The sequence below is a fragment of the Nonomuraea sp. NPDC049725 genome, from assembly GCF_040674795.1.
Taxonomy (GTDB): Bacteria; Actinomycetota; Actinomycetes; order Streptosporangiales; family Streptosporangiaceae; genus Nonomuraea; species Nonomuraea ceibae.
In genome coordinates, this window is record NZ_JBFANJ010000027.1 from 36112 (window position 1) to 58077 (window position 21966).

21 protein-coding genes are annotated in these 21966 nt (G+C 69.7%); 14 read left to right on the forward strand and 7 right to left on the reverse strand.

The features are described 5' to 3' along the window. Positions 1-67: 67 nt before the first annotated feature. The 3 genes from AB0J53_RS42395 (at position 68) to AB0J53_RS42405 (ending at position 2441) form a co-directional block, all read left to right on the forward strand. Positions 68-511, forward strand: a complete 444-nt coding sequence (locus AB0J53_RS42395; RefSeq protein ID WP_246645749.1) for a nuclear transport factor 2 family protein — start codon at positions 68-70, stop codon at positions 509-511. Next, the gene (locus AB0J53_RS42400; protein WP_364183278.1) at positions 508-1392 is read left to right on the forward strand and encodes an NAD(P)H-binding protein; all 885 of its coding nucleotides are present in this window, start codon (positions 508-510) and stop codon (positions 1390-1392) included. The genes AB0J53_RS42395 and AB0J53_RS42400 overlap by 4 nt, the downstream gene beginning before the upstream one ends. 197 nt (positions 1393-1589) lie before the next feature. Beyond that, on the forward strand, positions 1590-2441 hold the full coding sequence (locus AB0J53_RS42405; protein ID WP_364183281.1) for a helix-turn-helix transcriptional regulator: 852 nt from the start codon (positions 1590-1592) through the stop codon (positions 2439-2441). On the opposite strand, the gene AB0J53_RS42410 is transcribed toward AB0J53_RS42405, so the two are convergent. Both AB0J53_RS42410 and AB0J53_RS42415 read right to left on the reverse strand, forming a co-directional pair. Next, complete coding sequence (locus AB0J53_RS42410) at positions 2428-3345, reverse strand: NADP-dependent oxidoreductase (protein WP_364183284.1); 918 nt, start codon at positions 3343-3345, stop codon at positions 2428-2430. The two genes, AB0J53_RS42405 and AB0J53_RS42410, sit on opposite strands and share 14 nt — an antisense overlap. Next, complete coding sequence (locus AB0J53_RS42415; protein ID WP_364183287.1) at positions 3342-3749, reverse strand: ester cyclase; 408 nt, start codon at positions 3747-3749, stop codon at positions 3342-3344. The genes AB0J53_RS42410 and AB0J53_RS42415 overlap by 4 nt, the downstream gene beginning before the upstream one ends. A 159-nt stretch (positions 3750-3908) precedes the next feature. Here AB0J53_RS42415 and AB0J53_RS42420 point away from each other — a divergent pair, with 159 nt between their 5' ends. After that, on the forward strand, positions 3909-4943 hold the full coding sequence (locus tag AB0J53_RS42420; RefSeq protein ID WP_364183290.1) for a kelch repeat-containing protein: 1035 nt from the start codon (positions 3909-3911) through the stop codon (positions 4941-4943). Positions 4944-5052: 109 nt separating this feature from the next. Further along, positions 5053-5202 carry a hypothetical protein gene (locus AB0J53_RS42425; protein ID WP_364183293.1) on the forward strand — a complete coding sequence of 50 codons (150 nt, stop codon included), beginning with the start codon at positions 5053-5055 and terminating at the stop codon, positions 5200-5202. Between the two features lie 81 nt (positions 5203-5283). On the opposite strand, the gene AB0J53_RS42430 is transcribed toward AB0J53_RS42425, so the two are convergent. Beyond that, positions 5284-5673 carry a MerR family transcriptional regulator gene (locus AB0J53_RS42430; RefSeq protein ID WP_364183296.1) on the reverse strand — a complete coding sequence of 130 codons (390 nt, stop codon included), beginning with the start codon at positions 5671-5673 and terminating at the stop codon, positions 5284-5286. A gap of 78 nt (positions 5674-5751) precedes the next feature. Here AB0J53_RS42430 and AB0J53_RS42435 point away from each other — a divergent pair, with 78 nt between their 5' ends. Beyond that, positions 5752-6936: an MFS transporter gene (locus AB0J53_RS42435; protein ID WP_364183298.1), complete on the forward strand. Its 1185-nt coding sequence runs from the start codon at positions 5752-5754 to the stop codon at positions 6934-6936. A gap of 358 nt (positions 6937-7294) precedes the next feature. Here AB0J53_RS42435 and AB0J53_RS42440 read toward each other — a convergent pair whose 3' ends face one another. Together AB0J53_RS42440 and AB0J53_RS42445 are read right to left on the reverse strand one after the other, a co-directional pair. Continuing rightward, the gene (locus tag AB0J53_RS42440) at positions 7295-8104 is read right to left on the reverse strand and encodes an MBL fold metallo-hydrolase (protein WP_364183300.1); all 810 of its coding nucleotides are present in this window, start codon (positions 8102-8104) and stop codon (positions 7295-7297) included. A 292-nt stretch (positions 8105-8396) separates the two neighbouring features. Beyond that, positions 8397-8903 (reverse strand): pyridoxamine 5'-phosphate oxidase family protein, encoded by a 507-nt coding sequence (locus AB0J53_RS42445; RefSeq protein ID WP_364183303.1) that lies wholly within the window; start codon positions 8901-8903, stop codon positions 8397-8399. A gap of 272 nt (positions 8904-9175) precedes the next feature. On the opposite strand from AB0J53_RS42445, the gene AB0J53_RS42450 reads away from it, so the two are divergent. Next, positions 9176-11842 carry a LuxR C-terminal-related transcriptional regulator gene (locus AB0J53_RS42450; protein WP_364183305.1) on the forward strand — a complete coding sequence of 889 codons (2667 nt, stop codon included), beginning with the start codon at positions 9176-9178 and terminating at the stop codon, positions 11840-11842. A gap of 412 nt (positions 11843-12254) precedes the next feature. Here the strand turns inward: AB0J53_RS42450 and AB0J53_RS42455 are convergent, their stop codons facing one another. After that, positions 12255-12857 carry an ABATE domain-containing protein gene (locus AB0J53_RS42455; RefSeq protein WP_364183309.1) on the reverse strand — a complete coding sequence of 201 codons (603 nt, stop codon included), beginning with the start codon at positions 12855-12857 and terminating at the stop codon, positions 12255-12257. Positions 12858-12926: 69 nt separating this feature from the next. Between AB0J53_RS42455 and AB0J53_RS42460 the strand changes: the two genes are divergently transcribed. The 7 genes from AB0J53_RS42460 (at position 12927) to AB0J53_RS42490 (ending at position 20870) form a co-directional block, all read left to right on the forward strand. After that, positions 12927-13316 (forward strand): RidA family protein, encoded by a 390-nt coding sequence (locus AB0J53_RS42460; protein WP_364183313.1) that lies wholly within the window; start codon positions 12927-12929, stop codon positions 13314-13316. Positions 13317-13611: 295 nt separating this feature from the next. Next, on the forward strand, positions 13612-15024 hold the full coding sequence (locus AB0J53_RS42465) for an MFS transporter (RefSeq protein WP_364183316.1): 1413 nt from the start codon (positions 13612-13614) through the stop codon (positions 15022-15024). A gap of 766 nt (positions 15025-15790) precedes the next feature. Then, on the forward strand, positions 15791-18811 hold the full coding sequence (locus AB0J53_RS42470; RefSeq protein WP_364183319.1) for a S8 family serine peptidase: 3021 nt from the start codon (positions 15791-15793) through the stop codon (positions 18809-18811). A gap of 857 nt (positions 18812-19668) precedes the next feature. Then, a complete protein-coding gene (locus AB0J53_RS42475) occupies positions 19669-19779 on the forward strand; it encodes an IPT/TIG domain-containing protein (protein WP_364183321.1) in 111 nt (36 codons plus the stop codon). Further along, positions 19776-20111: a hypothetical protein gene (locus AB0J53_RS42480; RefSeq protein ID WP_364183324.1), complete on the forward strand. Its 336-nt coding sequence runs from the start codon at positions 19776-19778 to the stop codon at positions 20109-20111. The genes AB0J53_RS42475 and AB0J53_RS42480 overlap by 4 nt, the downstream gene beginning before the upstream one ends. Positions 20112-20143: 32 nt before the next feature. Then, positions 20144-20323, forward strand: a complete 180-nt coding sequence (locus tag AB0J53_RS42485; protein WP_364183327.1) for a hypothetical protein — start codon at positions 20144-20146, stop codon at positions 20321-20323. Between the two features lie 136 nt (positions 20324-20459). Beyond that, positions 20460-20870, forward strand: a complete 411-nt coding sequence (locus AB0J53_RS42490; RefSeq protein ID WP_364183330.1) for a hypothetical protein — start codon at positions 20460-20462, stop codon at positions 20868-20870. Between the two features lie 136 nt (positions 20871-21006). Here AB0J53_RS42490 and AB0J53_RS42495 read toward each other — a convergent pair whose 3' ends face one another. Continuing rightward, complete coding sequence (locus AB0J53_RS42495; protein ID WP_364183333.1) at positions 21007-21636, reverse strand: RICIN domain-containing protein; 630 nt, start codon at positions 21634-21636, stop codon at positions 21007-21009. Positions 21637-21966 lie beyond the last annotated feature (330 nt).

A 21966-nucleotide genomic window follows, 5' to 3' on the forward strand; every position in this document is an offset into this window, starting at 1 on the left:
TTCCACGGCGCCCGGATCCGCGGCCAGGCTGGCATGACCACATTCCACGGGACACCGGAGGACGAACATGCCACGCACTCCTGAGGAGACGATCCGCCGACTGCTGGATCTGCTGCTGGCCAAGGACATGGATGCCATCGCCGATCTGTGGGCGGAGCAGGGCACCGCCGAGTTCCCGTTCGCTGCGGGGGACGCGCCGCGGCGGCTGGCGGGGCGGGATGCCGTCCGTGACTATCTGGCCGGATATCCGGAACGGATGGACGTACGGGAGATACCTGTAGTCACCGTGCATCACACGCAACGGCCGGACACCATCGTGGTGGAGTTCACCGCGCACGGGTACACGGTGCGCACCGGCGAGCCCTACCGCATGGACTACATCTCCGTGATCACGGTCCATGATGGCCTGATCACGCACTACAGGGACTATTGGAGCCCGCTGGCCGCCGCCTCGGCGACCGGGACGCTGCCCGAACTGCTCGGCTCGCTGCGCTCGGGGGCCTCCCGATGAGCGGCGTGCTGGTCACCGGCGGCACCGGGAAGACCGGCCGCGTGCTGGTGGAGCTGCTGCGGGGCGACGGCGTGCCGGTCCGGGTCGCCGCTCGCAACCCGGCTGCCGGGGATCCTGACGCCGTCCGGTTCGACTGGAACGACCCGGGCACGCATCGGGCCGCGCTGCACGCGATGGACCGCGTCTATCTGGTGCCTCCGGTGAACGCCGTGAATCCGATGCCGCTGGTCGAGCCGTTCCTGGACGAGGCGGAGCGGCTCGGCGTGCGCCGCGTGGTGCTCCTCGGCTCCGCCGTCGTGCTGCCGAACGCCCCCGGCGCGCTTGAGCTGGCCGCACGCGTACGGACGCGGCCCGGGTGGGTCGTGCTGCGCGCGTCCGGGTTCATGCAGAACTTCCTGCGCCCGCATCCGCTGGGCGAGCGGCTCCGGCAGCACGGCGAGATTCACACCGCCGCCGGTGGCGGCCGGCTGGGCTGGATCGACGCGCGCGACATCGCGGCCGCCGCCTCCGCCCTGCTGACCAACCCCGATGACGAGCCCAGCGGGAGGCCCACTGAAGGGCAGGGCGACCGGCGCGACTACCTGCTCACCGGGCCGAAAGCGTTGAGCTACCAGGACGCGGCGGCGATCATCACCGCCCGCACCGGCAGGCCGATCAGGGTGCTGCCCGTCGAAGCCGACGAGCTGGCGGCCGGTTACCGGGCCGCCGGCATGCCGGCCGAATTCGCCGCCGCCCTTGCCGCCGTGGACGCCGGCCTCAGCGCCGGCCGGGACGACCTGGTCAGCACCGCGGTGCTGGACCTGACCGGCCGCCCTCCCCGCTCCTTCGACGAGTTCGTCCAGGACCACGCGTCCGAGTGGGCGAACGGCGAGGCGCCTTAGCCCGGCTCTTCGCAGGTAGGTGAATGCTGTCGCTGGCTGGACGTCTGGATCATGGATCACGACGCCAGCCGGCTGGGATCGACGTTCAGCACTCCGGCAGCCGGCGTCGCGGAAGGCCGGGAATCAGGATCTGGGGTGGGCTGGTGGCGATGACGTCGCCTGCCTTCCTGTACGGTGCCCGGTTCACAATGGCGGGTATGGATCTGCGTGAGTTCGGCGAGTTCTTGAGGTCGCGGCGGGATCGCATCCGGCCCGGCGAGGTGGGCTTGCCGGTGCAGGCGCGCCGCCGCGTGCCTGGGCTGCGCCGGGATGAGGTGGCCGCCCTGGCGGGTGCCTCAATCGACTACTACAACCAGCTTGAGCAGGGGCGCGGCGCGCAGCCGTCAGAGCAGATGGTGGCGGCGCTCGCCCGCGCGCTCCGGTTGAGTGAGGACGAGCGAGCTCACCTGTACTTCCTGGCAGGCCGCCCCATTCCGCCGAAGCACAGTCTCGCCGCGCACGTGCACCCCGGCATGCTCGACCTCCTGCAGCGGCTGCCCACGACCCCAGCGGCAGTGATCACCGATCTGCACGCCGTCCTCGTCCAGAACCGCCTCGCCACGGCGCTCCTCGGGCCGATCAGCAAGGCCAAGGGGCGCGAGGCGAGCTTCGTCTACCGCTGGTTCACCGATCCGCAGGCACGCTCGCGCTACCACCCGGACGAGCATGGTCATCAGTCGCGCGTCTTCGTGGCGGATCTGCGTGCCGTGGCGGCGCGGCGCGGCCGGGACGAGCAGGTGGCCGGCCTCATCGGCGCGTTGCTGTCGGCCAGCCACGAGTTCGCCGAGCTGTGGGCGCACCAGGAGGTCGCGGTACGGCGGGCCGACCGCAAGCGCCTCCTGCACCCGGAGCTGGGCGAACTCGAGCTCGACTGCCTCAGCCTGCTCAGCGAGGACGGAACGCAGCGGCTGCTCTGGTTCACCGCGCCGGTCGGCGGCGACTCGGCCGAGAAGCTCGCGCTGCTCGACGTTCTGGGCAGCCACGACCTCAGCACTTCTACGGCTGGATGATGACCTTGCCCTTGGCGTGGCCCTGGGCGAGGTGGTCGAACGCCTCGGAGGCCCGTGCCAGGGGAACCGTGCGGTCAATCATGATCTGCAGCCCCGCGTCGGCGGCGGCGACGACCTTCGCGAGCCGCTCCGTGTCGGAGCCGTGGAAGACGAACTCGGCGCGAACGTTCCGGCCGGCGGCTCGTTCGGCGTCCGGCGGGACGTTGAGGCCGACGAGCAGTCCGCCCGGCCGGAGCACGTCGAGGGAGGCCACCTCGGTGTCGCCCGCGATCGGGTCGATGACCACGTCGGCGCGGGAGACCACGGTGCGGAAGTCGGTCGCGGTGTAGTCGATCACCTCATGCGCGCCGAGCTTACTGGCGATCTCGGCACCGGGCGGGGACACGGTGGTGACGACGTGCCCGCCCGCCTGACGCGCGAACTGGATGACGAACCCGCCGACACCCCCGGCACCGCCATGGACCAGCACCTTCTGGCCGGGCTTCAGCTCCGCGACTTCGAACACCACCTGCCAAGCCGTGCCGGCGGCTGTCACCAGACTCGCGGCGAGGCCGAGCGGGACCGAGGCCGGGGCGGCCACCAGCCTCGTCGCCGCGACGGCGGCATGCGCGGCGACGGCCCCGCCCGAGCCGGGGTCGGTACGGGCGATCACCGCATCACCGACGCTCCAGCCGGTGACTTCGGGCCCGACGTGCTCGATGGTTCCGGCGAGGTCGGTGCCCACGACCGAGGGGAAGGCGATCGGGAAGAAGTCCCGCACATGGCCGGCGCCGATCTTGACGTCCAGCGGGTTGAGCGCCGCGCCGGCGACCTTGACCAGCACTTGGCCGTCAGAGAGGACCGGGTCGGGGAGCTCGGCGACGACCGGGCGCTCGCCGTAGGCGGTGTAGTGCAATGCCTTCATGAGTTCGTGCCTTTCACTGCGTCGACCTGGTCGAGCCGGCTGAGCCGGTCCTCCAGGTGCCAGGTGCGGACGGTGCGTCCGCCGGAGATTTCGTGGAATTCGTGAATGCGTACTTGGATCTCGCGGCCCGTAGGTGCGACGCCGAACAGCTCACCGGTGGTGTGTACGCCGCGCATCTCGCCACGTACGCCGACGAAGCCGTCACTGTCGCGGCCGCGACCGTCGATGATTTGATGGACCACGATGTGGAAGCCGGTGAACGCCCCTAGAACGTGCCGATCAACGTGTCGATCATCGGATGCTCCCGAGGAACTCGCATGACCGGGAGCACGGCCCGGTTCGGCTGCAGCGCGGCCGATCCCGCTGCCGGCCCCGGTCACAAGAACAACCAGATTCTCGGACATCAGGCGATTCCTCCTTCGACTTTCGAGATCCCACGGTCGTCGGTTCCGCTCCCGGCGAGAAGGCGGCGCTCACACTGGTGATGACGTCACCGGGTTAACCGGCGCCTGGTGCCCAGCTGTCCGCTCGGCCAGCGTTTGGGGGCAACCGAAGGAGATGTCATGAAGCTTTGGACAGGCGTGCTGGCCGCTGTCGTTTTCACCAGCGCCCAGACGCACCCGGTGGCGGCAGAGCGGCCGGCCGTACAGACCGAGCCGGTCCACGGCCAGGGGTGGCGGACGCTCGCCCCGATCGCCGGCGGCCCTCGCCAGGAGCACAGCGTCGCCGCCGTCGGCGAGAAGCTCTACGTGATCGGCGGTGTGCTCGACGAACCGGCCTTCCCCACCACGGCCCGCATGGAGGTCTATGACACGCGGCGCGACACCTGGTCGACCGCGGCACCGCTGCCAGTGGCGATGAACCACCCCAACGCGGTGACGGTCGGCGGCAAGATCTACGTCCTGGGCGGGCTGTCCGGCGGCACGTCGTGGCAGGCGCTGCGCGACGCCTTCGTCTACGACCCCCGCACCGGCCACTGGACCCGGCTCCCGTCGGTGCCTGCGACCATGGCGCGCGGCAGCGCCGCGATAGGCGTACGCGGAACGAAGATGTACCTCGCGGGCGGCATGCTCACGCTGACGCCGGGACCCGGCGGCCTCCAGGACACCGTGGCGACCGTGACGTCATACGACGTGGTGAGCGGCCGCTGGGAGAAGCTGCCCGACCTGCCTGAGGCGCGCGACCACGTCGGCGGGGCCGTCATCGGCTCGACGTTCTACGTCGTGGGCGGCCGCGACCGCGGCCAGGTGAACGTCCGGGACACCGTTTACGCCTTCGACCTGCGAACGCGCCGCTGGTCGGAGCGTGCGCCCATGCCCACCGCCCGTGGCGGGATCGCGACCGCCGTCGTGGGCACGAAAATCTACACCTTCGGCGGCGAAGGCAGGCACCACGGCGGCAACCCGAACACCGTCTTCCCCGATGTCGAGGCCTGCGACACTGTCCACGACCGCTGGCAACGGCTCGCCCCGATGCCGGTGCCCCGCCACGGCACCGCCGCCGTCGCGGTGGGCGGCACGATCTACATCCCGGGAGGCGGTACGGCGGGCGGCGGCGCCCCGGTGGCCGTCAATGACGCCTACCGGCCTGCTCGCTAGGCACCGTACGAGGCCGGGCGCGCTCACCACCTGCGCGCTCGGCCAAGCTCGGAAGGCGTCGTGTCACTCCCCCAGACCGAAGGGTCGCGCGACGAGCTCGCTGGTGGTGATGGACGCCTTGGCGCTGCTGGAGCGTTACGCCCTTTTCGAGGCCGTCTTCTGCGACGCCTCCGAGACGGTGCCGATCAGGCACATGGTGCCCGAGGACTGGCAGGAGGCGGCAGTCGACGCCGCCACACCGCAACCCTCGACCGGTTGACCAAGGCATCGCGCAAGGACGGGCCAGCCGCGATGCCGCGTAACACCGTGACGGTGGTGGCATCCTCGTCCGGCACGTCGTTCAATGATCGAGCGTGGCGAGTGCACGCCGTGTGACATCGGGCGGGGCTGCCGCGATGACCCTGTCGAGTGCGCCCAGGGACGCCTGCAGGTCTGTGATCGACTGTGTGATCCTTTCCCGCTCCCGGTGAAGATCGGCGAGAAGGTCGGAGCAGGTTGGGATCAGCCGGTCGCCGTCATCGCGTAGGCAAGGGAGGATCGTGGCGATGGCGGAGGTGTTCAAACCGGCGGCCAGGAGGCTACGGATGCGACGGACGGTGTCGATGTCTTCGTCGCTGTATTCCCGGTAACCGCTGGGGCGCCGCGCGGGGTGGAGCAGGCCCTGTTCTTCGTAGTAGCGCAGCAGGCGCTCGTGAACGCCGGTCCGTCGTGACAGGTCACCGATGCGCATGGCGCCTCCTTCGTGTGCTGCGGGGAATCGTCGCACGACTTGACTCTCACATCCATGTGAGACTCTAGCGTCCTCGCCATGAGAAAGACATTCGCAACACTCGCTGCCCTGTGCGTGAGCGTCTTCGTCGTCGGAACGTCGGAATATCTGATCGCCGGGCTGCTGCCTCAGGTGGGAGCGGACCTGCGCATATCCGTAGGCATGGCAGGTCAAGCCGTCACCGTCTACGCGCTGGGAGTCGTGGTCGGTGGGCCCCTTGTGGCCGCGCTGACTGCCAAGATGCCCCGTAAAGGACTGGCGCTCGGTCTGATGCTGCTGTTCGCGGCGGGCAGCGCAATCAGCGCTCTGGCCCCCTCCTACGAACTGCTGCTGGCAGGACGCCTGGTCTCTTCCTTCAGCCACGCCGCCTTCCTCGCCCTGGCCCTGGTGATGGCGACCAGCGTGGTGCCGCCGGACAAGACGGGGGCGGCGATCGCCACGGTCGCCTCCGGCTTCACCGTGGCGACCCTGCTCGGTGTGCCTTTGGGCGCGCTGCTGGGTGAGAGCGCCGGATGGCGCACCCCGTTCGCCGTCCTGACCGCCCTGGCGCTGGCAGGCGTGGTGCTGCTCGCAGCCGTCCTGCCCAAGCAGCCGGCCCCGGCTACGCGCCTGCGAGACGAGGTCCGCGTGGTGACCCGCCGGCCAGTCCTGCTGGCCATCGCCACCACCGCGGTCGGATTCTCCGGCGTCGCCACGGTGTTCACCTACATCGCCCCGCTGATGACGCGCGTGTCTGGATTCTCCTCCACAGCGGTCTCCGGGCTGCTGCTCGCCTACGGAGCAGGCAGCTTCGTCGGCAACCTCCTTGCCGGCCGGCTCACCGACAAGTCCATGAGCGCCACCGTGCGCGGCGTCTTCGGCGGGCTGGCCGGTGTGCTCGTGCTCATTCCGTTCGCCGCCGTCTGGCAACCTTCCGCCGTGGCGGCGGTCTTGGTGCTCGGCCTGCTCTCCACCGCCACCATCGCACCGCTGCAGGGGCTGATCCTGCGCCACGCCGGCGATGCCCCCACGCTGGCCGTCTCCGCCAACGTGGGCGCCTTCAACCTCGGCGCGGCCGCCGGTTCGGCCCTGGGCGGCGTGATCGTCTCGGCAGGCGCCCTGCGCTGGACCGGTCTGGTCGGTGCGGTGCTGAGCCTGGCGGGCCTGGCCCTGACTTACCTCGTCCTGCCCCGAACTCGCGCGACAACGCAGGCGGCCGAGAACGACGTCCCGGCCACCATCTGACTCGCCACCGGCCGCGGCCGCGGCGGTCGCCGCAAGTTGGGGCGATCGCCGGGCCAGGCTGCTGAGCGCGCGCCGTACGGTCGAGGCGTAGCCACCACCCGCTCCGCTCCCCCAGCTTCCCCCGGCGCCCGAGACCCGTCACAACACTCCCTTCATCTTTCTCTTCCGGACCTTTGTCCACCTTCACTTGCGGGAGCGCGTCCACGGTCGGGGCCCCTGACCACTGCGCTGGCCCGTCACGTCCGACCTTCCGCCATCCAACACTCCGGGCGGTTCGTCGTACTGCTTTGGCGAACTGCTGCCGCCCGCACGCCGCGCGTGGAGACTTCGTCGGCGAGGCGTCCCGGTCGCGCTCGCTTCAGTGAGTGAGGCGCCGGAGTTGGGCTTCGTGGATGTCGCTCACCCACTCCCAGCCGGGCTTGGCCGATGGGCCGACCCGCAGGTCGGCGGGGACTTGGCCGTTCCGCAACGCGAGTACGTACGCCCGCTCCCGCTCGATCCGTGCCCGCATCTGGCCGGATCCGCCGACGGAACCGTGGCCTGGGACGATGACGTCGACGTCACCCGCCACGTCCTCCAGCAGTTGCAGCGCGGTGAGGTACTCCTCGATCGCGGTGGCGGGGTCTCCGACGTCGAGCATCGGCACCAGGACATCGGACAGCATGTCGCCGGCGACGAGAACTCCGCGTTCCTCGATGAACAGCGCCGCGTGGCCCGGTGCATGCGCCTGATGCTCGATGATCCGGACCTGGGGGCCATCCCAAGGGATCTGCGCGGTTCCGGCGGGCAGGCCGGTGATGAGGCCGAGCAGTTCCAGGGGGACCTGCCCGGCGATCTCCGTCTCGAGCAGGTGGTCGGCGATGCGGGCCTTCGCCTCCGCGTCCGACAGCACTTCTCGCATATGAGCCGCGCAGCGGGCCGTACCGTAGCGGGGCGCGTCGCCGAACTGGGCGTGCCAGAGCACGTGATCCCAATCAGGATGCGTCGAGAAGCCTGCCACGACGGGCTGGCCCGCCTTGCCGAGGTCGTCCGCGATGGCGACCATTTCGTCGCCCGTGATCCCGGGGTCGATGAGCAGCACACCGGCCCGGCCCTGCACCATCACGGTGTTGGTCTGCACGAACTCGCTCTCGTGGACCAGCACACCCTCCGCGACCTGCCTCAGCACGAGCTCGCCTCCTTTGCATACTGGATGGCATGACGATGCATCGTGACGCCCTCGTCGTAAGCGATATGGCCGTCGGCCGACACCGGCGCGCAACCCATGATGTTTCCTTTCGTCGCTGTGTAGTCCTGCAGGGTCAAGCGGTCACTCGGGCGAGCGCTCAAGCGCCCCTCTATCTAGGTCAGCTCCGCTCGGGCGCACGTGGCGGCAGCTTCCTCAACGACAGGCCGCGCTCTGTTGTCAGTGCCGTCCATGCGATCGAGCAGCGCACCGGGACGCCTGTCGCCGTCGAGTTCTAGGCAGGATGCCGCCAGGGGATCACCGGCGCGCGATGGTCGATGGCGAGGCCGTGCGTGGGGCACGGCTGGCGCGGCCGGCGGGGGCACAGCACGAACGCCTCGCTGATCGTCGCGCGATACAGGCGCCACCCGGCCGGGGCGGTGACGTCCTCGAGTGACAGGGCGGCGCCGCCCCGGCCGGGGTCTCCGGGGTAGATCTCGATACCGCGGTCCAGGTCGCGGCCGGTCAGCTCGGCGGCGGTGCCGGACAGGTACACCGCCCGGCCGTGGTAGGCCGGCACCGTCGAGTCGAAGATCACCATGCTCAGCCGGGGACGCGCGGCGAGGTTACGGGAATGCCGCGTGTCGGGGCTGGACACCCAGAAGATCTCGGCGTAGTCAGCGGTCGCGAAGTAGACCGGCGACGTCCACGGGATGCCCTCGGCGTCGACGGTGCCGAGAATCACGTACAGGTTGGCGTCCATCAGGCCACGGGCGTGGGCGTCCAGATCGATGTCGGTCATGACGCCGCCCTCCGCTGGGTCCGGTGGATCAGGCTCATCAGGGTCTCCGCGGCGGGTTCGGTGGTATCGCGCCTGTACGCGAGTGGGTGCCGCTGTTGAGCAGCGACGGCGCCCTGACGGTCACCCCGCGTCCGGGGACATGGTCGGGTGGGCATCGTGACCTCCTTGTTCGACGGTGTGCATCCAGGCTGGTGGGCGGCACGCATCCGGACATCCGTGCTGAGCACTGAGCCGGTACGGATCGGTCACCGACGTACGCCATCCTGATAAGCGTGGACTTGACGAAGATCTCGACCCGGGAGGCCGATGTGCTGGCCGCCGTGGGCCGGCACCTGTCGAACGCGCAGATCGCCGGTCGGCTGCACATCTCGGTCAGGACGGTCGAGAGCCACGTCGCCGCGCTGCTGCGCAAGCTTGACGCGTCCGATCGACAAGCCCTGGCCGCGTTGGCCGAGCAGGCCAGGACCGGGCGGTTCGTCGGCCTGCCGGTCAGCCGGACGACCTTCGTGGGCCGCGTGGCGGAGGTGGCCGCCGTCGGATCGGCGCTGGAGGAGTCCCGGCTGGTGACCGTGGTCGGCCCGGGCGGGGTGGGCAAGACCCGGCTGGCCGCCGCCGTCGCCGAGCGGGCGCAGTCACGGTTTCCCGCCGGCGGCGCCTTCGTCGACCTCGTGCCGGTCCGGACCGCGGCCGTGGCCGGCTCGGTGGTGCAGGCCGTCGCCGACGCGTTGGGCGTGACCGTGGGCCCGACGCAGTCCGTCGAGCGGGCGGTGTTCGAGCGGCTGCGCTCGGGCCGGCCGCTGCTGGTGCTGGACAACTGCGAGCACGTGATCGACGAGGTCAGCATGCTGACCGAACAGCTGCTGACCGCCTGCCCGCAGGCCACCGTGCTGGCCACCAGCCGACAGCGACTCGGTGTCACCGGCGAGCGGCTCGTACACGTGCGCCCACTCGCCGGCACCGAGGTCGAGCAGCTGTTCCGGGATCGGGCCAGCGCCGCGGATCCCGGGTTCGCCGCGCCACCGGCAGTCGTGGCCGATGTCTGCGCCCGGCTGGACGGTCTGCCGCTCGCGGTCGAGCTGGCCGCCGCCCGGGTGGCCGCGCTCGGCGCCGACGGGCTGCTGACCGGCCTCGGCGATCAGCTGCGGCTGCTGGCCGGTGGCAGAGGGGCACACGTCCGCCATCACTCGCTGCGCGAGCTGATCGGGTGGAGCTACGACCTGCTCGACGCCGACGAGCGAACCTTGTTCCGCCGGCTGTCGGCCTTCGTCGGGGTGTTCGACCTGGCCGCCGCGGCGGCGCTGAGTCCGCAGGCGACCCCGGCGGAGGTGGCCGATCTGCTGGGCCGGCTGGTCGACCAGAACCTGGTCGTGCGCACCGGCCCCGGATGGCGGCTGCTCGACACGATCCGCGCGTTCGGCCTCTCGCAGGCGAGCGCCGTGGGAGAGCAGGACGCGATTCGCGAGCGGTACCTGCTCTGGGCGTTCGCGACCGCCGCCGAGGTGGAGACCCGGCTCGACGCCGATTGGCGATCGGCGTTCGACGTTGTCGCCGATGACCTTCGAGCGGCGGCCATCGCGGTCGGATCGGACCCCGCGGCCCACGGCTTCTTGCGCACGCTCGCCCACCTGACCTTCGCCGCGGGCCGGTTCGTCGAAGCGCGAACGCTCTATCAGGCCGCAGCCCGGTGCGCTGCCGGCATCGAGCAGGGCCAGGATCTGCGAGCCGGCGCCTACGCCGCGCTGGCCGTCGCCGACAACCGCACCGCCACCGAACTCATGCGGCAGGCCGTCGAGGCCGCGGGCACCGCCGACCTGCGTGCCGAGGCCGTGGTGATCGGCGTGCGCTACAACTTCGGGCCGATCGAGTCTGCGACCGATGACCAGGCACGCTTGCTGGCCGAGGCGAGGAAGACAGCCGACGCGAACCCGAGCGATCAGCGACTGGCCGCGCTGGTCGCCATAGCGACGGCCTGGCACGAGGGTCACGGCTGGATGCCCGACCTGGGCCGAGCCCGAGAGGCCGTGGAACTCGCCCGTGCGGCCGGCGATCGGCTGGTGCTACTTGCGGCGATGGACGCCCTGTGCAATGCCCTCGACCGCGCGGGGGCCACCCGGGAAGCCCACCGGCTGGCCGGCGAACGACTGCGGATCGCGACCACCCTGCCGCGCCACGACCCGGCCGCGGCCGCAGAGATCGTTGACGCGTTCCACGTCGCGCCGAGGGCCGCGCTGGGCGCAGGCGACCTACCCGCCGCGCTGGCGCTGGCCCGGCAGGCCCACGCCGACGATCCGATCGGCGGGCATCCGTACCTGCAGGCTCCGCGGCTCGTGCGCGTGCTGGCCCTCACCGGCGACTTCGACGAGGCGATCAGCCGAGCCGAGACGTTGTGGGTGGCGTGGTGGCGCGACGGTAGCCCGTCGATGCCGTGGATGAACTCGGCGCTCGCCCTCGCCGGGATGATCCAGGGCTTGCGTGGCAACCCGGCCGGCCAGCAGCAATGGTGTGAACGGGCGCTGACGGTGGCGGCCGGCTCGCCCGTCGTAGCGGCCTGCCGGGCGTTCGCCGACGCCCGGGTCGCCCTCCACTGCGGACAGTATGACGATGCGGCCGACCAGGTCGAACGGGCCTTCGCGCCGTTCTCCGATCAGCGGTGGGTCGGCTACGCGCGCGTCGTCGGGGCCGAGCTTGCCGTCATGGCCGGCCTTCCCGACGCCGGCGACCGGATCATTGCCGCCGAGCCGTACGCGGGCGAGAGCGACTGGGCGGCCGCGTGTCTGGCCCGGGTACGCGGCCGGCTCGGCGACCACGCCGCCTTGGCGGACGCTGCGGAGCGGTGGTACCGGCTGGGTGCGCGCTTCGAGCGGGCAGCCACGCTGGCGCTGCTGCCCGACCGGGCCGATGAGGGGCACGCCGAGCTGGCCGTGCTCGGCTGCCGCTAGAGAATTCATCGCACGGCAGAGCTCCCTATGCCGTCCGAGGGCGGAGATGAGACCTGAGCGGTCGTTCGTGGGGCATGGTCCGGCCGGTGAAGTCGACCTTTTCCTGCTCTTCGGGGTCGTTGTCGGCCGGCACCCCGCCGAACCTGGCCACTTGGAGAAGCCGTTGCAGACTCGGCCTTGTTGGTCGCCGCGGGTACACGCGCCGCAGCGCCGGATCGGCCAGGTACCGGAGCAGGGCGGCGGTCCGTACGCTGCGGCCGACCTTCCGGTGCGCCGCCCCACAGCGTGATCCTGCCGACGCCGGCGTACAGGCACGCACGGTTGGGGTTGGCAGGCTGTCGGGGAAGGCGTCACGGCGGGCACGGCGTCCTCCCCCGCAGATGATAGGGCGTTGTCCGCGCTTGAGGGTGCGTCACGGGTCCGAGGTCTGCCGGGCGCGGCGAGCCCGGAGTTTGTGGCGGTTGCCGCAGCGCTCCATCGCGCACCACCGCCGGGCACCAGGGCGGGACGTGTCGACGAACACCAGCGGGCAGTTGTCGCTCGCACACTCCCGGATGCGCCCGGAGAGTGGCCCGGACAACAGCTCGATCATCTCCCGGGCCAGTGTCGACAGCGCTTGCGCGGCCCGTACCGGCGGTGCCCAGCCTGCGGTCGTGCCGTCGGCGGTCAGCTCGGGGACCAGTGGCGCCGCGGCTGCGGCCCGGTTGATGGTCTCGATCGCTTCGGCGGGGAGGGGCTGATGCGCCGCCCGGGCGTGCGCCGCGTCCCAGATGGCCTGGCGCAGGGCCTTGGCCGAGGTCAGTTCGCGGGCCGTCAGAGGGACCGTCATGACCGCGGCGATCGGCGGGTGGGCCAGCCATTCGGCCAGGTCGGCAGGCTCGTGGAGGGATTCGAACACCGCGTACGGACCCTCGCCGCCGGTGTGGGCGAAGTCCAGGCAGACGGCGCCGGCATCGAACCAGAACGACCCGCCCTTGGGGTCGTGCAACGTTCGCCCGGTTGCACTCGTTCGCATGACACCACTATAACTGGTGTCGACAGCGACACCGGTACAACTGGTGTCCTCGATGGAGGAGGTCCACACATGGGCGTACGACACATCAACCCCGCCGGGATGCACAGCAGCCCGGCTTTCAGCCAGGCGGTCGTGGTCGAGCAGCCGGCGAAGACGATCTACATCGGCGGGCAGAACGGCGTCGGCGCCGACGGAAAGGTCGTCGGGCCCACGGTCGGGGAGCAGTCCAGGCAGGCGTTCCGCAACCTCATGACCATTTTGGAGAGCGAGGGAGCAAGCCTGGCGAACATCGTGCACTGGCGCATCGCCGTGGTGGAAGGCAACACGTTCGACGAGGGCGTGGCCGCCTTCCAGGAGGTGTGGAACCGGGCCGACCCGCCGCCGGCCATCACGGTCCACGTCGTTGCGGGCCTGGGTCCCGGGTTCCTCGTCGAGATCGACGCCGTCGCCGTCGTGTAACGCCCTCAGGGGCAGGACAATCCACCGGTCGTCGAATGGCCCGGTTCTGATGCTGGGGCGATCCAACAGCGACGACCAGGTGGAGGTCACCCCGTCAACGTGCCCGCTGCGAGCCCAGAGGTGGCAGATGTCGTGGAGGGGCGGCTGCCCCGCCCCCATCCGCTTGGTACGGGCCGCGGGCCCGGCCACCGCCGCAACACTCACGAAACCACTGCCCGCTGGGCCTTGATCCGCGCTCAAGCCGGCGAGCCCAGCGACTATCCCGATACTGACGGGTTCAGGACAGGTTCCGAGCATGACGAACGTAGCTGATGCACCCCCTTCCGGGCGAGGCTCCACTAAATCGCCCGCCCCCGCCTGGTCGATCGTCGGCCTGGTCTGCCTGGCGCAGTTCATGATGGTTCTCGACGTGTCGATCGTGAACGTCGCGCTGCCCGCCATGGAATCCGACCTCCGCCTGGGTGCCGAAGGATTGCAATGGGTGGTCAACGGCTACATCCTCACCTTCGCCGGGTTCCTGCTGCTGGGCGGCCGGGCGGCCGATCTCTACGGACGCAGGCGTACCTTCGTGGCGGGCCTGGCTGTATTCGCGATCGCCAGCCTGGCGGGCGGGCTCGCCACCACGCCGGGGCTGCTGATCGCCGCGCGGGCGATCCAGGGACTCGGCGCGGCGGTGGTCGCCCCGGCCACGCTGACGATCCTCACCACCGCGATCCCCGCCGGGCCGGCGCGGGCCAAGGCCATCGCCACCTGGGGTGCGGTCGGGGCGGCCGGCGGGGCGGCCGGGTCGCTCGTCGGCGGGCTGCTCACGGACTACCTGTCGTGGCGCTGGATCCTGCTGATCAACGCGCCGATCGGGACGGTCGCGATCATTGCCGCGCTGCGCCTGCTTGCCGAAAGCCGCGACCTCGGCACCCGCGGGCTCGACCTGACCGGGGCGATCACGGTGACGGTGGGGCTGTCGGCGCTGGAGTTCGGCGTGCTGCAGACCCCTGCGCACGGCTGGGGTTCAGCGCGCGCGCTGATCCCCATGGGAGTGGGCGTGCTGGCCCTGGCCGTGTTCGTCCTGGTGCAGGCCAGGTTCACGCGGGCGCCGCTGATGCCGTTACGGGTCTTCAGGGCCCGCTCAGTGTCGGGCGCGCTCCTCGTACAGTTCCTGCTGGGCGCTGCGGGCTTCGCGGTCTGGTACTTCTTGTCTCTCTACATGCAGCAGGTCCTGCACTACAGCGCGCTTCAGGCGGGCCTAGCGTTCCTGCCGCACACCCTCGCCATCATCGTCGCCTCCAAGGCCACGCCGTGGCTGGCCGGCCGGGTCGGCCTGCGTCCGCTGCTGGCCACAGGGGCGCTGATCTCGGCGGCGGGTTTCGCCTGGCAGGCGACGATCACGCCGGACAGTGGCCTGCTCACCGGCATCGTGCTGCCGGGCGTGCTCATCACCGGCGGAATGGGCCTCACTTCCGCGCCGATCGCCATGGCCGCCACAGCGGGGGTCGGCCCCGGCGAGGCGGGACTGGTCTCCGGCATCCTCAACTCCTCCCGCCAGATCGGCGGCTCGCTCGGCCTGGCCGCGCTGACCACCCTGGCCGCAGCCCAGACCAGCGCGCAGACCTCCGGATACTCCCTCGCGTTCGGAGTCTGCGCCGGCGTCGTGGCCGCCGGGGCGGTGGCGGTGCTCGTACTTCCGAAGACCCCGAAAAGACGTGCCTGACGCGCGCGGTCGTCATCGACGAAGTGAAGGCGGCATCGCCGCGATCTTGCCAGCCAGCTGGTAAGGCGGCAGGTTCCTGGGAGCTCTCCACTGGAGAACTCCGTGATCCTCAGCGGACAGACCCGGTCCGCCATCCCTGGCAGGGCGGGTGACATGGACGCGGCAAGCGCTGACGAGCGGCGTACGACGGAGCGGGTGCGCACCCTGCTCGGGATGCTGCAGCGCCTGAACCGGCCCGAGCTCGCCGACCGGCTCGAAGCCATGCCGCGCACAGTACGTCGCGACGTCAGCGCGTCAGGCTGGCCAGAGCGGGGTTGTTGAGTGAGCGGGCCTTGAAGAAGGCCTGCGGCGAAGCCGGAACGGCATGGCCAGGTGCTCGGCCATCATCTGTGAGAGCGCATCACCCCGACCGGTGACCGAAGAGCAACCACCGAGCAACCGGCGGGCGAATTACGCGACCTTGAACATTGGCCCGCCGCTGGCGATGGGCCCGTCCGCCCACTTGCGGTTCCCGGTCTTCGCCATCCGGAACCGGGCGGCTACGAGGTAGCGCAGGCTGTACCGCACACCGGCAGCCGGTGGGATCGACCGCGCCACGGCCCGCGCGGCATGCTCCCCGGCAGGGTGACCGCCGCACCACCCCGATCCCGTCAACGGCTCGACAGGTGCCGAATGTCTTGACCAGTCCCTCGGTCCGTACGGCGCTCACCACCGTCTCGGCACCTGGCCTCTGAAATCGCAAGTGATTCGACCCGAAGGAGACCTCGTGTCCCTCCCCCCGCCACTCCGGCGATCGATCCTCACCCGGACGCTCGTCGCCCTGGCCGCCGGGTTCAGCTTGTTACTCCCCCAGAGCCCCGCGAGTGCCGCCCCCGAACCAACAAAGATCGACAAAGCAGTCCTGGCCGACCTGAAGGACGGCGAAGCCACCTTCATGGTCCGCCTCAACGGCGAGGCCGACCTGCGAGCCGCCCGCGCCGCCACCACCAAGGCCGCCAAGGGCAAGGCCGTCTACGACGCCAAGACCGCGTACGCGAAGAGAACACAGGCGAGACTGCGCAAGCTACTGGCAGACCGGAAAGCGGAGAACACCCCGTTCTGGATCGTGAACAGGGTGCAAGTGACCGCCGACACCAAGCTCGCCGCCGAGATCGCGGCGCTCCCCGAGGTCGCCTCCCTCAACCCGGTCGGCCGCGCCGAGCTGCCGAAGCCGATCCCCGGCAAGGCCGAAGCGAAGGCCAAGGCCAACGCCGTCGAGTGGAACATCGACCGGATCAACGCCCCCCGTGTCTGGAACGAAGACAACAACCGGGGCGAAGGCATCGTCGTCGGAATCATCGACAGCGGAGCGGACTTCGAGCATCCGGAGATCGTCGAAAGCTACCGTGGACTGCGGCCCGATGGCTATGTGGACCACAACTACAACTGGGCCACGTTCCTGGAGGGGTGCTTCTCCCCGGCTCCATGTGACAGCGACGAGGTCAGCCACGGTACCCACGTGACCGGGACCATCGCCGGCAAGAACGGCATCGGGGTCGCTCCCGGGGTCAAGTGGATCGCTGCCAGGGCCTGCGACGGGAGTCACTGCGACGAGAGCGCGCTCTGGGCGGCCGGCGAGTGGATGGTCGCACCGACCGATCTGAACGGCCAGAACCCCCGCACCGATCTATCCCCTGACATCGTCAATTCGTCCTGGACGATCGGAACGAACGACCCGGCGTTCGAAAGTCTCATCAGCACATGGGTCACCGCCGGCATCTTCCCGATGTTCGCCAACGGCAACGCCGGCCCGAACTGTGGAACCAGTCAAAGCCCTGGAGAATACGTTAAGAGCTACAGCGTGGGTGCGTTCGGCGCGGATGGCACGGCCCCCGGGTCCTCCTCCAGAGGCGCCGGCGAGAACGGTGAGATCAAGCCGAACATCTCCGCTCCCGGCGTCGACATCCGCTCGTCGATCACCAAGGGCCGATACGCCGTCTGGAGCGGCACTTCGATGGCCTCTCCGCAGGTGGCGGGGGCTGTGGCGCTGATCTGGTCGGCCGCGCCTTCGCTGCGGCGAAACGTGTCCGCCACCCGGGCGCTGCTGGACGGCACCGCCATCGACACGCCGGACACGACGTGCGGCGGTACGGCCGCCGACAACAACGTCTACGGCGAGGGCCGTCTCGACGCCTACGCCGCCGTCCAGGCCGCACCCGATGATCCACTCGGCACCCTGAACGGCACCATCACCGCGAACGGCCGGCCCCTGTCCGGAGCCGACGTGACCGTCACCGGGCCGGTCGGCCGCACGGGCGGCACCGGCCAGGACGGCACCTACTCCCTGCTCCGCGTCCCCCCGGGCAGCTACCAGGTGACCGTGTCCAAGTTCGGATACAGCCCGGTCACCACCACCGCCACCGTCGTGGACGGCCAGAGCTCCACCGCCGATGCCACCCTCACCCGCAGACCGGACGCCGTGGTCACCGGGACGATCACCACCGCGGGCGTCCCCGAGCAAGGAGCCACGGTCGTGGCGTTCTCCACCAGGCCGGTGAAGGCCGTGACCGATTCCTCCGGCCGGTATGAGCTCACACTCCCGCACGACACCTACCGGTTGGAGATCACCTCGGCCTCCCGCTGTGTCGCCCCGGTCACCCAGCAGATCACCGTGACCGGGAACACGACCAGGAACGCCACCCTGACGAACAGACACGACGACTTCGGCTATACCTGCGCGATCGGCTCCGAACCGTACGTGGCGGGCACCAACCGTCTCGCCCTGGAGGGCACCGTCGAGACCGTGCGCGTGACAGCGCCGTTCCCGGTGCCCTTCTACGGCAAGGCGTATTCCGACATCTGGGTGACGCCCGGCGGCTTCGCCTCCTTCGGGAAAACCGCCGTCGACGCCGACAACACCCCCCTGCCCTCTCCGTTCAACGTTCTCGCCGTCTTTCCCTACTGGGAGGATCTCGTCGTGGAGCCGGCCGGAGGGGTCTACACCGCCACCGTCGGCACCGCCCCGCACCGGTCGTTCGTCATCGAATGGCGCAACGTCAGGAACAACAGGTCACTGACCGCCCGCGTCTCCTTCTCGGTGCTGCTGGGCGAGAACGGAACGATCAGCTACCGCTACAAGGACATCGACGACAGTCCGCTCGAACGAGGCGCGAGCGCGACCATCGGCATCGAGAACGCCGATGGCACCGATGCGTTGCAGTACTCCCACAACACCCTGTCGATCAAGAACGGTCAGAGCCTGACCTTCACCGCCGCCGACTACGGCGTGGTGCGCGGCACTGTCACCGACGCCAACGACCATCAGCCCATCACGAACGCGACCGTGGAGTTCCCTGACGTCGCGACCTTCACCACCGGCGCAGATGGCACCTTCACCGGCCAGATCCGCGCCGGTAGCCACAACGCCAAGGTCTACGCGCCGAACTACGGCACCACCTACAGGAACGTGACCGTCACCCACGGCGCGATCACCGCCATGGACGTCGAACTCGTCACCGGAAAGATCACCGCCGCACCAGGCGAACTCGACCTAATCGCCCCACCCGGCGGCACCACCACGGCAACGGTCACCCTCACCAACCATGGCGTCCCCACTTCCTTCGAAGCCACCAGCGATTCGGCCTGGCTGACCGTTACCCCCGCCGAGGGCGGACTGGTGAAGAACCAGGCGGCCACCCTCACCGTCACCGCCACCGGCGGCGAAACCGAACGCACGGGCAAGATCACCATCAGGTCCACCAGCGGCCGGAAACCCGTCATCGAGATCCCCGTGACCATCACCCCATGAGCACCGACCGACCTGCCGGCTGACCAGGACGTGCCGGACCTGTTCGGCCCGCAGCGGCCCGGCGTCGTCTACTAAGGATCTTCACGTCTGGGCCCGAGGGCTGGTCCGGCCTGCGTCCGGCTCGCCCTTAGTCCCAGTCCACCCTCACACTGATGGCCCAAGGACGTGTCGACCCGCACGTCGCCGCTGACGACCGGGTGCCAGGCACCCGATACGGACCAGAGAAGTTTCTGGTGTCGCCGCCGGTGGCCTTGGCCGAGCACGTCATGAAGACGCGGTAGAGCCCGTCTCCAGATGTGCACGAGGCGCTTCCCTTATCGGGGGCGCCGGGCATGTAGCGATTGATCCCGGCTTTGCAGATGCGGGTCTCCGCGTGCGCCGCGACAGGGGTGATCAGAACGGCTGTGCCTGCGGCGATGGCCATTGCGGCGGCGGCGAATTTCCTCATAGGTGGCCCCTCAGTGGTGAGGACGGATGGATGCCGAGAAGCCAACCAAACTTGGGTATGCCGGCGGTATGTTCACCTGCCGCCCTCTGCCGGCAGGTGCGCTGCCCCTCAGACGCGGGTCCGGTGGCCGGCGGGACGTTGGCGACTGATCGCGCCATCGTTGCGCCGGCACCGTCAGACGGTCCCCTGCTGGCCGCTTCTACCTGGGGGAACTCCATGACGCTGTACGCCGCCAACGGCACCCAACTGACCAAGGCCACCGCCGCCGTCCCGGTCACCGACCCGATCGTCGAGGTCACCGAGGACCCTGATCGAGGGCTTCCGGCCGGAGGGCACCATCTTTCCCCCGCAGGCGCGCAAGCTGTGGAAGACCGCGGGGACGCTGATCCGGCAGTCGGAGTTCGACGCGATGTCCCCGGCTGTAGAGATCAGCACCGTCAGCCCGGCGACCGGCCCGGCCGCCGGCGGCACGGCGACCACGATCAAGGGCCGAAACTTCACCCTAACCGCGCCGCCGTGACCGGCATCATCCCGAACACCGCGGCGGCCTACCGCAAGCTTTCCGCCCATCTGGCCGAGGCACGCCTGCGCGGCAACTTCCCCGATTTGATCGACGCGGTGCGCGAGATCCACTCCCCGTCGGCCTGCACCGACCGAGGCGAAATCCTCGCCCAGGTCCCCGACTTGTACCGGCGCGACCGGACGGAGCACCAGCCGGTGGCACTGCACCTGGCCGCCGAAAGGACACGCTGCGGACCCAGATCACCAGCTGGACCTTCGACTACGGCGATCCGCGCCCGGCGGTGCTGGCCTACGTCGGCGATGACGACGCCAGCGGCGAGGCGATCCTGACCGACTGACGCGCCCGAACCGGCGGTTGCTGGTTGGCCGTGGAACAGATCGCGCTCACCCGCGAGCACGTGCTCGAGTACGGGGTCCCGGCCGCGCCCACTCAGTGGGAGGCCGAAGCGCCCGACCTCGCCGGGCTCAGCGGGGATGAGCGGACGCAGCTCGCCGGCCTGCTCCAACCACTCGCCGCCACGCTGGCCGAAGGCGACGACTAAGGTCCGTGCCCGGTCCCTGCGATGACGCCTCGCAGGGCGGGGATTCGACCCGTTCGTACAAGCTCTGACCACGATCGCGCCGCACCATTGACATGCGCACGCAGAAACTCGAACTCTTCATGGAAAGGCGTGGTCCATGAGAAACGCACTCAAGGCAGTCGGCGCCGGCGCCGCAGCGATGGCCATGGTGGCCATCTCCGTCGCTCCCGCCCATGCCGATTCGGCGTGGGGAGGGGAGTACAAGGGCTGCAGCAACTATGTTGTGTTCGACCGCGAGGGCGAGCGCATGTTCGGGATCGGCATGATGACGTGCAACAAGCCCCAGGCGATCATGCGGCCGGAGATCATTGTCTGGGCCCGCAACAAGATCTACAAAAAAATCAAAGGCTGTGTCAAGGCCGGCCGGGGGCCCACATACTGCCAGACCGACAAGCTGTACGTGCCCTATGAGCCGGGCTACCGCTACCAGGCGTACAACGCCGGCACCACCAACTTCGACTACGTCTGGCCGACCTGGACCCACGCCCGCGTCTATGTGACCCGGTGACCGTGGCCCCAGATCGTTCGTATGGCAGCGGGAAGCCGTCCGTCCGGGCGGCTTCCCGTCTTTTCGTAGAAGCGACTAACAGGTTGCGCGCTCTGCCGCCGTGGCCTGAGTCCCTCAGCCGCAGGACGATGGTGTGTCAGTACCAGCGCTGGTAGTCGTTCGGGTTGTTCAGGTCGCATCGCCACAGTCCTACCGGGCTGCCGCTGCCTTGCCAGCGCGAGGAGTACCCGTCCAGGCAGGCGTACCACTGGCTCACCGGAGAGGCCAGAGCGAGACTGGAGCCGTTGCTGTAGAGCCTGAAGGTCTGGCCGCTGGCGGCGCCCTCCTTGCAGTCGTAGACGTTGAACTGCCAGCCGAGCTGGCCGTCGGCGGATTCGGGGTAGTCGAGGCAGCGTCCTGAGGCCTGGTTGACGAGCTCCCATCCGTAGTAGGCGGTGGAGCTGTAGTACCGCCACCGCCACTGCTCGGTGATGCCGCGGTTGCAGATCCAGAAGCCGACCGGCGAGTTGTTCGCCCCGTTGCCGCTGGCGAAGTTGTCCAGGCAGTAGGAGTCTCCGTAGGCGCGTACGTGGAAGAAGAACGGATCAGAGTCGTAGACGGTGACTCCGCTCGCCAGTCGCCGCCCGCCGACTCCGTCCGCGACGTTCTTCTTGACCTGCTCGTACGCCTCGACCGCTGAGACGGTGGGAGGCTCCGCGGCCGAGACGGGAGCCGCCCCGAACCAGACGATGAGTACCGCGATGGCGATGGATAGGAAGGACCTCATGCCACGCCTTTCTCTGGGGGGTTTGTCTGACCTCAGAATGCGGCGAGATCACCTGCGTGGCTTGTACGAACGTGTCGATCAAGAGAACGGGCACCTCGCAGCCGGGGCTGGTGCGCGGCAAGAAGGGCAGTGGTGTTCCACCAGCGCTACCTGGCCGTGGGGTCTGCGGTGCGCTATGTCAGCGTGGAAGACGCCGGGTGCGAATGCCGCTTGCCGACGCCGAGCGCAACCGCGAACGCATCCTGGCCGCGGCCCGCCGCCTGTACGCCGGCTACGGCCTCGAGCGTCTCCATGGCCTGCATCGCCTGCGAGGCCGTGCGTCGGCAAGGC